General features: G+C 61.9%; 12 protein-coding genes. 7 read left to right on the top strand and 5 right to left on the bottom strand.

Going from position 1 to position 11,445, the window contains the following annotated elements; all coding sequences use genetic code 11:
- Positions 1-74: 74 nt before the first annotated feature.
- Both J1G37_RS28775 and J1G37_RS28770 read right to left on the bottom strand, forming a co-directional pair.
- Complete coding sequence (locus J1G37_RS28775) at positions 75-1,151, bottom strand: patatin-like phospholipase family protein (RefSeq protein WP_242551788.1); 1,077 nt, start codon at positions 1,149-1,151, stop codon at positions 75-77.
- Between the two features lie 30 nt (positions 1,152-1,181).
- On the bottom strand, positions 1,182-2,117 hold the full coding sequence (locus tag J1G37_RS28770; RefSeq protein WP_207047171.1) for a lipid A biosynthesis lauroyl acyltransferase: 936 nt from the start codon (positions 2,115-2,117) through the stop codon (positions 1,182-1,184).
- Between the two features lie 119 nt (positions 2,118-2,236).
- On the opposite strand from J1G37_RS28770, the gene minC reads away from it, so the two are divergent.
- The 7 genes from minC to J1G37_RS28735 all read left to right on the top strand — a co-directional run bounded on the left by minC (position 2,237) and on the right by J1G37_RS28735 (position 8,992).
- Positions 2,237-2,974 carry a septum site-determining protein MinC gene (minC, locus tag J1G37_RS28765; protein WP_026136878.1) on the top strand — a complete coding sequence of 246 codons (738 nt, stop codon included), beginning with the start codon at positions 2,237-2,239 and terminating at the stop codon, positions 2,972-2,974.
- Positions 2,975-3,174: 200 nt separating this feature from the next.
- The gene (gene minD, locus J1G37_RS28760) at positions 3,175-3,987 is read left to right on the top strand and encodes a septum site-determining protein MinD (protein ID WP_017737535.1); all 813 of its coding nucleotides are present in this window, start codon (positions 3,175-3,177) and stop codon (positions 3,985-3,987) included.
- 3 nt (positions 3,988-3,990) lie between these two features.
- Positions 3,991-4,245, top strand: coding sequence for a cell division topological specificity factor MinE (gene minE / locus J1G37_RS28755; protein WP_003175252.1), 255 nt, complete (start codon positions 3,991-3,993; stop codon positions 4,243-4,245).
- Between the two features lie 96 nt (positions 4,246-4,341).
- Positions 4,342-4,977 carry an RluA family pseudouridine synthase gene (locus J1G37_RS28750; RefSeq protein WP_207047169.1) on the top strand — a complete coding sequence of 212 codons (636 nt, stop codon included), beginning with the start codon at positions 4,342-4,344 and terminating at the stop codon, positions 4,975-4,977.
- Between the two features lie 135 nt (positions 4,978-5,112).
- Positions 5,113-6,402 carry a M18 family aminopeptidase gene (locus tag J1G37_RS28745; RefSeq protein ID WP_017737533.1) on the top strand — a complete coding sequence of 430 codons (1,290 nt, stop codon included), beginning with the start codon at positions 5,113-5,115 and terminating at the stop codon, positions 6,400-6,402.
- Between the two features lie 192 nt (positions 6,403-6,594).
- Positions 6,595-6,771, top strand: a complete 177-nt coding sequence (locus J1G37_RS28740) for a hypothetical protein (protein ID WP_010208820.1) — start codon at positions 6,595-6,597, stop codon at positions 6,769-6,771.
- A gap of 52 nt (positions 6,772-6,823) precedes the next feature.
- Complete coding sequence (locus J1G37_RS28735) at positions 6,824-8,992, top strand: mechanosensitive ion channel domain-containing protein (RefSeq protein WP_207047173.1); 2,169 nt, start codon at positions 6,824-6,826, stop codon at positions 8,990-8,992.
- Positions 8,993-9,053: 61 nt separating this feature from the next.
- Here the strand turns inward: J1G37_RS28735 and J1G37_RS28730 are convergent, their stop codons facing one another.
- The 3 genes from J1G37_RS28730 to J1G37_RS28720 form a co-directional block, all read right to left on the bottom strand.
- Complete coding sequence (locus J1G37_RS28730) at positions 9,054-9,275, bottom strand: MbtH family protein (RefSeq protein WP_207047167.1); 222 nt, start codon at positions 9,273-9,275, stop codon at positions 9,054-9,056.
- An 82-nt stretch (positions 9,276-9,357) separates the two neighbouring features.
- Positions 9,358-10,752: an aspartate aminotransferase family protein gene (locus tag J1G37_RS28725; protein WP_207047165.1), complete on the bottom strand. Its 1,395-nt coding sequence runs from the start codon at positions 10,750-10,752 to the stop codon at positions 9,358-9,360.
- Between the two features lie 178 nt (positions 10,753-10,930).
- On the bottom strand, positions 10,931-11,445 hold a 515-nt coding region (locus J1G37_RS28720), incomplete at its 5' end, for an N-acetylmuramoyl-L-alanine amidase (protein WP_207047163.1).

The following is an 11,445-nucleotide window of genomic DNA, read 5'->3' as shown; positions in this document are numbered from 1 at the left end:
TTCGTGTTGTCATGTTGGTCGTACTGTACTTGATGCGGCGATTGCGAAAGCGGAGTGATTGACTGGTCGTTTATTCAAGAGAGGGAGTGCAGTAGGTGCGGCCCTGTCCGCTCCGGAGGAAGCGCCAGATGTGCATGAGAGACGGCCCCCGGCCCCCGCAAGAACAGACGCAACGCCGCCGGCAATTCCTGGCGATGCCGTGCCGCGATCTCGTCGATGGGCTGGCTCGGTGCAATCACCAGCACTTCCACCGGCGCCAGGCCACGGGCCGCGCTGTCGGCCGGCTGGAAATGGCTGAACTGGTTGAGGCGTTCCAGCAACTCGATATCACTTTCCAGGCTGTCAATGAACGTGCTGTTGAGCATATGCCCGCCAATCTGCGCCAGGGTCGGCTCCTGGCCAGTGAACGTACGCTGCACGGCCGGCTCATTGCCACGTGGGTTGCCGCTGACGCCCACCACCAACACCCGACTGGCGCCCAAGTGCAGGGCCGGGCTGATGGGCGCGGACTGCCGCACGGCACCATCGCCGAAGTATTCGTGGTCGAGTTTGACCGGGGCGAACAGCAACGGGATCGCCGAACTGGCCAGCAGATGTTCCACCGACAATTGCGTGGGCACGCCGATACGCCGATGGCGCAACCAGGCGTCGATGGTGCCGCCGCCCTGATAGAAGGTCACCGCTTGCCCGGACTCATAACCAAACGCCGTCACCGCGACCGCATGCAGGTGTTTGTTGCGGATAGCCTCGTCGATGCCGTCCAGATGCAACTTGTCCTTGAGCAACGCCTTCAACGGCGTGCTGTTGAGCAGCGCCACCGGCACCTGCGAGCCCAGCCCCAGCAAACTGTGAATAAAGAAACGACTCGCCTGGCGAATCACCCCCGGCCAATCACTGCGCAGCACCAGATGGCTGCGAAAGCCCTGCCAGAAAGCCGTCAGGCGTTGGATCGCCGCGGTGAAATCCGTGGCACCGCTGGCCAGGCTGACGGCATTGATCGCACCGGCCGAGGTGCCGACAATCACCGGAAACGGGTTGGGTGCCCCCGGCGGCAACAACTCGGCAATCGCTGCCAACACCCCCACTTGATACGCCGCTCGCGCCCCACCGCCGGAAAGAATCAAGCCTGTAACCGGTTCAGCTGGGCGCATCGCGTCACTCCATGTGGGGAAAGGTCAGTCTTATTTTCGGCGTTTTTCGTACAGCTTGGGCTCGCCCGGTGGCCGGCTCTTGAAGCGGCGGTGGGTCCACAGGTACTGCTCGGGGCACTGGCGTACCGAGGCTTCAACCCACTGGTTGATGCGCAGGCAGTCGGCTTCATCGCTTTCGCCCGGGAAGTCGGTCAGCGGCGGATGGATCACCAGCCGGTAACCACTGCCGTCCGCCAGACGCTCCTGGGTAAACGGCACCACCAGCGCCTTGCCCAACTTGGCGAATTTGCTGGTGGCCGGCACGGTAGCGGCCTGGATGCCGAACAGCGGTACGAAGATGCTTTGCTTGGCGCCGTAGTCCTGGTCCGGCGCATACCAGATCGCACGGCCGGCGCGCAGCAGCTTGAGCATGCCGCGCACGTCTTCGCGCTCGATGGCCAGGGAGTCGAGGTTGTGGCGCTCACGGCCACGGCGCTGGATAAAGTCGAACAACGGGTTGCCGTGCTCGCGGTACATGCCATCGATGGTGTGCTTTTGCCCCAGCAACGCCGCGCCGATTTCCAGGGTGGTGAAGTGCAGGGCCATGAGGATCACGCCCTTGCCATCCAGTTGGGCCTGCTTGAGGTGTTCCAACCCCTCGACGTGGGCCAGGCGTGCCAGGCGCTGGCGCGACCACCACCAGCTCATGGCCATCTCAAAGAAGGCAATGCCGGTGGAGGCAAAGTTTTCTTTAAGCAAATGTTTACGCTCTTTCGCGGATTTTTCCGGGAAGCACAGTTCCAGGTTTCGCGCGGCGATGCGGCGGCGTTCGCCGGCCACACGGTACATCCCCGCACCCAGCAGGCGACCAATGGTCAACAGCGCACGGTAGGGCAACTGGGTGACCAGCCACAGCAGGCCGAGCCCCAGCCATAACAGCCAGAAACGCGGGTGAAAAAATACAGCTCGAAAACGCGGGCGATCCATTACAGATTCCGGTAAAGACAGGGCCGCGCATTCTACAACGGTTCGACTCGGCTTGCGGCCAGTGGATGTTCTCGTTATAAGTCTCGACACTTTTCGTGACAAGCCGCTTTATGCCGACCATGAGCCAAACCGAACCGCTAGACCAAGATCCCGTGTTCCAGCTGAAAGGCAGCATGCTCGCCATCACCGTGCTGGAACTGGCCCGCAACGACCTCGACGCTCTGGACCGCCAGCTCGCCGCCAAGGTCGCCCTGGCGCCGAACTTTTTCAACAATGCCCCGCTGGTACTGGCCCTGGACAAACTCCCGGCTGGCCAGGGCCTTATCGACCTGCCCGGCCTGATGCGCGTGTGCCGCTCCCATGGCCTGCGCACCCTGGCGATTCGTGCCAGCCGTATCGAAGACATTGCTGCGGCCATCGCCATTGAACTGCCAGTACTGCCGCCGTCCGGCGCGCGGGAGCGTCCAATCGAACCATTGGTCGCTGAAGAGAAGAAAAAACCGGAAAAACCGCCGGCTCCGACGATCAAGCCTACAAAGATCATCACCTCGCCCGTACGCGGCGGGCAGCAAATTTACGCCGAGGGCAGCGACCTGGTGGTGATCTCCTCGGTCAGTCCCGGGGCGGAACTTCTCGCCGATGGCAACATCCATGTATACGGCCCGATGCGTGGCCGTGCCCTGGCCGGCATCAAGGGTGATACCAAGGCGCGGATTTTTTGCCAGCAATTGACCGCTGAGCTAGTGTCCATCGCAGGCCGGTACAAGGTTTCCGAAGATTTGCGCCGTGATCCGCTCTGGGGGGCGGGGGTGCAGGTCAGCCTGTCGGGCGATGTGTTGAACATCATCCGTCTTTAACGGATACTGCCGCATTTTCCAAGCATCTCTAGACTCTGATAGCACAGCGAAACTGGCATTACTTGTGTAGGAACATCTGAAGGTTGGCGTTTTTCCTGCGCAAACCCGTCTTTTCCCTACAAAGGCTGTCCGCCTGCGGCGAGTATCAAGAGATGTTTTTCAGGGACTGAAAAGTCCTTTTTCCTTAGGGGTGAAACACCTTGGCCAAGATTCTCGTGGTTACATCCGGCAAGGGTGGTGTGGGTAAGACCACCACCAGCGCCGCTATCGGTACCGGCCTCGCTCTGCGCGGCCACAAGACAGTCATCGTCGACTTCGACGTCGGTTTGCGTAACCTCGACCTGATCATGGGCTGCGAACGCCGCGTGGTGTACGACTTCGTCAACGTGGTCAACGGCGAAGCCAACCTGCAACAGGCCCTGATCAAGGACAAGCGCCTTGAGAACCTGTACGTACTGGCTGCCAGCCAGACCCGCGACAAGGATGCGTTGACCAAGGAAGGCGTAGGCAAAGTCCTCGCTGAACTGAAGGAAACCTTCGAATACGTGGTCTGCGACTCCCCGGCCGGCATCGAGACCGGTGCTCACCTGGCGATGTACTTCGCCGATGAAGCCATCGTCGTGACCAACCCGGAAGTGTCCTCGGTACGTGACTCGGACCGCATGCTCGGCCTGCTGGCCAGCAAGTCCCAGCGCGCCGAAAAAGGTGAAGACCCGATCAAGGAACACCTGCTGCTGACCCGTTACAACCCTGAGCGCGTCAGCAATGGCGAAATGCTCGGTGTTGAAGACGTGAAGGACATCCTTGCAGTGACCCTGCTGGGCGTGATCCCGGAATCCCAGGCCGTACTGAAGGCATCCAACCAGGGCGTGCCGGTGATTCTTGATGACCAGAGCGACGCCGGCCAGGCGTACAGCGATGCGGTTGATCGCTTGCTCGGCAAGACCGTGGAACATCGCTTCCTCGATGTAAAGAAGAAGGGATTCTTCGAGCGTATCTTTGGAGGCAACTAAACAATGAAATTTCTCGACTTCTTTCGCGCCAACAAAAAGCCAAGTACCGCGTCGGTAGCGAAAGAGCGTCTACAGATCATCGTGGCGCACGAACGCGGCCAACGCAGTACGCCGGACTACCTGCCAGCCTTGCAGAAGGAACTGGTCGAGGTGATCCGCAAGTACGTCAATATCGGCAACGATGACGTGCATGTCGCCCTGGAAAACGACGGCAGCTGCTCGATTCTGGAACTCAATATCACCCTGCCTGATCGTTAAGCGAACAGGCGGTCGCCACGGCGGCTCGCGCACCTTGATCCCTTTTGGGGACCCAGGTGAGCGAGCCGCCGTTGGCGTTTGTTACGAGGCTGTTTAATGCCGTTGTCCAATATCCATATCATTCATCAGGACGATGCCGTCCTGGTGGTGAACAAGCCGACCCTGCTGCTCTCGGTGCCTGGCCGCGCCGATGACAACAAGGACTGCCTGATCACCCGCCTGCAGGAAAACGGCTACCCCGAAGCCCGCATCGTCCATCGCCTGGACTGGGAAACCTCGGGGATCATCCTGCTGGCCCGCGATGCCGACACGCACCGCGAACTGTCCCGCCAGTTTCACGACCGTGAAACCGAAAAAACCTACACAGCCCTGGCCTGGGGCCAACCGGAACTGGACAGCGGCAGCATCGACCTGCCCCTGCGCTACGACCCGCCCACCAAGCCGCGCCATGTGGTGGACCACGAGTTCGGCAAACACGCGCTGACCTTCTGGAAAGTGCTGGAACGCTGTGGCGACTGGTGCCGTGTGGAGCTGACGCCGATTACCGGGCGTTCGCACCAGTTGCGCGTGCATATGCTTTCCATCGGCCACCCACTCCTGGGCGACGGCCTGTACGCCCACGAACAAGCCCTGGCCGCCTGGCCACGCCTGTGCCTGCACGCAAGCATGCTCAGCTTCACCCACCCGCAAAGCGGCGAGCGTTTGCGCTTCGAGTGCCCTGCACCCTTCTAAAGCTGCAAATGCATTCAATGTGGGAGCTGGCTTGCCTGCTCCCACAATGGTTCTGTGTTGTGCTCAAGAAAGCAGCTTCGCGCCAAATCCCGAGCCAATACGGTAAACTCCGCGCATTGCTGTCTGGAGCTATTTATGCGCGAAGCGTTGAATCAAGGCCTGATCGACTTCCTCAAGGCCTCCCCTACTCCTTTTCATGCCACTGCTGCCCTGGCCCAGCGCCTGGAAGCCGCCGGTTACCAACGGCTCGACGAGCGCGAAACCTGGGCCACCGAGGCCAACGGGCGCTATTACGTGACCCGCAACGACTCCTCGATCATCGCCTTCAAGCTCGGCCGCCACTCGCCGTTGCAGGGCGGTATCCGCCTGGTCGGCGCCCACACCGACAGCCCGTGCCTGCGGGTCAAGCCCCAACCCGAGCTGCAACGCCAGGGTTTCTGGCAGCTGGGCGTCGAAGTCTACGGCGGCGCACTGCTGGCACCATGGTTTGACCGCGACCTGTCCCTGGCCGGCCGCGTGACCTTCCGCCGCGACGGCAAGGTCGAAAGCCAACTGATCGACTTCAAGCTGCCCATCGCCATCATCCCCAACCTGGCCATCCACCTGAACCGTGAAGCCAACCAGGGTTGGGCGATCAATGCCCAGACCGAGCTGCCGCCGATCCTCGCGCAATTTGCCGGCGACGAGCGCGTGGACTTCCGCGCCGTGCTCACCGAGCAACTCGCCCGCGAACACGGCCTGAACGCCGACGTGGTGCTCGACTACGAGCTGAGCTTCTACGATACGCAAAGCGCAGCCGTGATCGGCCTCAATGGCGACTTCATCGCCGGCGCCCGCCTCGACAACCTGTTGTCCTGCTACGCCGGCCTGCAAGCCTTGCTCACCAGCGAAACCGATGAAACCTGCGTGCTGGTGTGCAACGACCACGAAGAAGTCGGCTCCTGCTCGGCCTGCGGCGCCGACGGCCCGATGCTGGAACAGACCCTGCGCCGCCTGCTGCCGGAAGGCGATGAATTCGTACGCACCATTCAGAAATCCCTGCTGGTCTCGGCGGACAACGCCCACGGCGTGCACCCGAACTACGCCGAGAAGCACGACGCCAACCACGGCCCCAAGCTCAACGCCGGGCCTGTGATCAAGGTCAACAGCAACCAGCGCTACGCCACCAACAGCGAAACCGCCGGGTTCTTCCGCCACCTGTGCATGGCCGAAGAAGTGCCGGTGCAGAGCTTTGTGGTGCGCAGCGACATGGGCTGCGGCTCGACCATCGGCCCGATCACCGCCAGCCACCTGGGCGTGCGCACCGTGGATATCGGCTTGCCGACGTTTGCCATGCACTCGATTCGCGAGCTGTGCGGCAGCCATGACCTGGCGCATCTGGTGAAGGTGTTGGGGGCTTTTTACGCCAGTCGCGACCTGCCCTAAGACCGAGGGGCGGCCATCGCAGGCAAGCCAGCTCCCACATATTGATGTGTGAACACATTCAAATGTGGGAGCTGGCTTGCCTGCGATAGCGATCTCCCGAACACCCCAACGCTATCTGACACACATCAACGCCATTTCCCGCAATCCGACCTAGACTTGTCACTATTCCCACTCCGACAAGGCCGTCGCACCATGATCTCCATGTCCTCCTTCCACGCCATGCTTATCCCGATTCTTATCGGCATGATCATGCTGGCCGTGGGCTTCAACTTTCGCGACAAACCCCTCGGCGTGTTCGGCATGTGGATCGGCATGCTGCTGATCCTCGGCACCGTGGTGTACAAAATCCTCGCCAAACTGGCCGAATGACCCCTGCCCTCGTACACTCGGTCAACCCGTCGTGTTCAAGGTTGACCGCCTAGTGTTCTCCCGCCTGCTTGCCCTGCCCTGCTACCTGCTGATCGCCCTGCTCACCTTGCTGCCGCTTGCGCCTGCCCAAGCCGTGGGCCTGCCCGGTCTACTTGGCAGCGGCAACAAGAGCCAACCCCAGGCCGAAGTGCCGCTGGGGCAGTCCCTGGACGAAGTCATCAAGACCCTGGAGAACGACCAGCAGCGCACCCAACTGCTGAGCAATCTGAAAAAACTGCGCGCCGCCACGCAAAAAGCCCAACCCGCCGCCGAAGAAGGCGTGCTGGGGTTGATCGGCGGTACGCTGGCCAATCTGGAAGCGCAGTTTTCCGGGGCCGACAGCCCGCTCGGGCGCTGGTCCGATGAATTCGATCAAGCCAAGGATGAATTCAGCGCCCTGCTGCTGCCGGCCAACGAATGGCTGCCGATCATTTTCGGCTTTGCCTTGATCCTGGCGGTGTGGAGCCTGCTGGCCTACGCGCTGATCTGGCTCAGCCACCGCGTGCGCGAACGTTTCGGCCTGCCCGAAGAGCTGCCGCAACACCCGCGCACCTGGGACATGGTGCGCTTCGCCCTGCGCAAACTGGGGCCATGGCTGATCGCGCTGGTGATCACGGTGTACCTGAGCTACGTGCTGCCGTCGTCCCTGGGCAAATCCCTGGCGATGGTGCTGGCCTACGCGCTGGTGGTCGGCACCTGTTTCTCGGCGATCTGCGTGATTGCCTTTTCGGTGCTCGACGGCCCGCACCGCCATCGCGCCCTGTATATCCTGCGCCACCAGGCCTTCCGCCCGCTGTGGTGGATCGGCAGCTTTGCCGCCTTCGGTGAAGCCTTGAGCGACCCACGGCTAGTCCAGGCCCTGGGCCAGCACCTGTCCCACACGGCGGCCACCGTTGCCAATGTGATGGCTGCGTTGTCCACCGGCGTATTCATCCTGCGTTTCCGCCGACCGATTGCCCACCTGATCCGCAACCAGCCGCTGTCACGCCGCCTCACCCGCCGCGCCCTGAGTGACACCATCGAGATCATCGGTTCCTTCTGGTACATCCCGGCCTTGCTGCTGGTGGGTATCTCGCTGTTCGCTACCTTTGTCTCCGCCGGCGACACCAGCACCGCGTTGCGCCAATCGCTGTTGTGCACGGTGTTGCTGGTGTTGTGCATGGTGATCAACGGCCTGGTGCGCCGTCACGCGCTCAAGCCTCAGCGCGGGCACAAGCGCCATGCGCTGTACTCCGAGCGATTGAAAAGCTTTGTCTACACCCTGGCCCACTTGGTGGTGTGGCTGGTGTTTATCGAACTGGGCCTACGGGTGTGGGGCCTGTCGTTGATTCGCTTTACCGAAGGCGACGGCCATGAAGTCAGCGTCAAGCTGTTCGGCCTGGCCGGCACATTGCTGTTTGCGTGGCTGATCTGGATCCTCAGCGACACCGCGATCCACCACGCCCTCACCCGCTCGCGCAAAGGCCTGGCGAATGCGCGTGCGCAGACCATGATGCCGTTGATACGCAACGTGCTGTTCGTGACCATCTTTATCATCGCCGCCATCGTCGCCCTGGCGAACATGGGCATGAACGTCACGCCGCTGCTCGCCGGTGCCGGTGTGATCGGTTTGGCCATCGGCTTTGGCGCACAGTCGCTGGTGGCGGACTTGATCACCGGCCTGTTCATCATCATCGAAGACTCCCTGGCCATCGATGACTACGTGGACGTCGGTGGCCACCTCGGCACCGTCGAGGGCCTGACCATCCGTACCGTGCGCCTGCGCGATATCGACGGCATCGTGCATACCATCCCGTTCAGCGAAATCAAGAGCATCAAGAACTACTCGCGGGAGTTCGGCTACGCGATCTTCCGGGTGGCGATTCCGTACAACATGGAAATCGACGACGCCATCAAGCTGATGCGCGATGTCGGCCAGAAGATGCGCAACGACCCGCTGCAACGCCGCAATATCTGGTCGCCACTGGAGATTCAGGGGGTGGAGAGTTTCGAGTCGGGCAGCGCGATCCTGCGCGCACGGTTCAAGACGGCGCCGATCAAGCAGTGGGAAGTATCGCGGGCGTTCAACTTGTCACTGAAGCGGCATCTGGATGAGGCGGGGTTGGATCTGGCTACGCCGCGTTTGAGTGTGCAGGTGGTGACGGGGGCGTCGGGCGGGCTGGAGAAAGAGAAAAATACCTAACAGGCAACGCAATCTTAATGTGGGAGCTGGCTTGCCTGCTCCCACATGGGATTGGTGGTGTTTAAGCGATCGCAGCACCATCCATTTTCTGGCGCAGGCTCAGCGGGCGCATGTCGGTCCAAGTCTCTTCGATATAGGCCAGGCACTCTTTCTTCAGGCCGCTCTTGCCCACGGTGCGCCAGCCTTCCGGCACGGCCTTGTAGTCGGGCCAGATGGAATACTGCTCTTCATGGTTGACCACTACCTGAAACAGGATGTCGTCGCGGTCAAATACTGAGGTCATTGCTGTTCTCCATCGCTAAAAGGCTGGCTGCGCACCACGCGCAGCGCTGATATCTGTAGAAACGTACAGAGCCGCAGAAAAATTAGAGGCTGGCGACCGCTGCGGCCAAGGCGCGGCCGAAGATCTCGGCCACTTGGTCCACTTCGGCAGCGGTGATCACCAGGGGTGGCAGGAAGCGCACCACACTGCCATGACGCCCGCCCAGTTCCAGGATCAGGCCGCGTTTGAGGCATTCGCGCTGCACCAGCGGCGCCAGTTGGCGATGTACCGGTGGGTGGCCCTGAACATCGACGGCGCCCTGCGGGTCGACCAGCTCCACCCCCAGCATCAGACCGCGCCCACGAATATCGCCCAATTGCGGGAAGTCGCGTTGCAGGATGCGCAGGTGTTCACCCAGGCGCTCGCCCATGGCGGCGGCATGGCCGGCCAGGTCGTGTTCCTTGAGGTAGCGCATCACCGCCGAACCCGCCGCCATGGCCATCTGATTGCCACGGAACGTCCCGGCATGCGCGCCCGGCAGCCAGGTGTCGAGCCAGTCGCGGTACACCACCACCGCCAGCGGCAGGCTGCCGCCGATGGCCTTGGACATCACCACCACATCCGGGATGATGCCCGCGTGCTCAAAGGCAAACATCTTGCCAGTGCGACCGAAACCGCTCTGGATCTCGTCGACGATCAACGCCACGCCGGCTTGCTCAGTGATACGGCGCAGGCCGCGCAGCCAGTCAAGATCGGCCGGGATCACACCGCCCTCGCCCTGCACCACTTCGACAATCACCGCCGCTGGTAGCAACACCCCGGCTTCCGGGTCGTTCAACAGGTTTTCCAGGTAATGCAGATTCACCCGCACCCCCTCCGCGCCACCCAGGCCGAACGGGCAACGGTAGTCGTAAGGGTATGGCAAAAATTGCACGCTGTTACTGAGCAACGCGCCCAAGGGCTTTTTCGGCCCCAGGCTGCCCATCAGGCTCAACGCGCCCTGGCTCATGCCGTGGTAGCCGCCCTGGAACGACAACACCGTGCTGCGTCCGGTGGCCGTGCGCACCAGTTTCAATGCGGCTTCCACCGCATCCGTACCGGTGGGCCCGCAGAACTGGATTTTCGCTTCCCGCGCCAGTTCTGCCGGCAGCAGGCCGAACAGGTCCTGCACAAACTGGTCCTTGACCGGCGTGGTCAGGTCCAGGGTGTGCAACGGCAGCTCATCGCTCAACACCTGCTGGATAGCCGCGATGACCACCGGGTGGTTATGCCCCAGCGCCAGGGTGCCGGCGCCGGCCAGGCAGTCGATAAAACTGCGGCCTTCCACGTCTTCCACGTAGATACCCTTGGCCCGCTTGAGCGCCAGGGGGATGCGCCGCGGGTAGCTGCGGGCGTTGGATTCCTGCTGGCGCTGGCGGGCCAGCAGCGGGGTTTCGTCGAACTGGTAGAGCGTTTCGTGAAGCGGGGTGTCTTCGATATGGCTGATAGCGACGGACATTACTCGATCCCTCATCTGATTCCTGTTCTGGAAACGCACCAGCGAAGGGAGGATTTAGGCCTATGGTCGTTCTTCTGTGGGAGCTGGCTTGCCTGCGATAGCATCAACCGGATTCACCTGATACACCGAGTTGTCCGCATCGCAGGCAAGCCAGCTCCCACAGAAGAGCGGTCAGGCCTTACAGGCTGCGGTACTTTTCGTTCAAGGCATACAGAATCGCGCACGTCTGCGCATCCAGAAACCCGCCATAATCCCACGCCCGAAAGTGCATCTGGAACGCCCGCGTGCGCTGTTCAAACGCCCGCCGGTTCTGCGCAGGTTTGTACCCGTAACGCTGAAACGCCCGCTCCACCTCGACTTCCGACGGCAAGCCGAGGCAAAACCGGCGCTGGTACATCGCCCGCGTCGACTCGTCGAACCAGGCACCGATCCCCGCTTCATGCAAACGCTGCCACGGCAGGCGCGGGCCGGGGTCACTTTTGCGCCAATACGCCACGTCCGAGTGCCCGAGGATGTCGCTCGGACCGATCTGCGGATAACGGCCAAGAATGTCGCGCATCAGCGCGATCAATACATCGACCTGTTCCTCAGCGTACGCAGGAAAGGTGAACACGCCGCCGTCATCCCGTGCCAGGTTGACGATTTCGATGCCAATCGCGCGGCTATTGAGGTTGTCCCGCCCGCCCCACTGAC

This window comes from Pseudomonas sp. Marseille-Q1929, assembly GCF_017316265.1.
In the GTDB taxonomy this organism is placed as follows: Bacteria; Pseudomonadota; Gammaproteobacteria; order Pseudomonadales; family Pseudomonadaceae; genus Aquipseudomonas.
The sequence above is the reverse complement of the archived record's forward strand: the minus strand, read 5'-3'. Positions and strand labels throughout refer to the sequence as shown.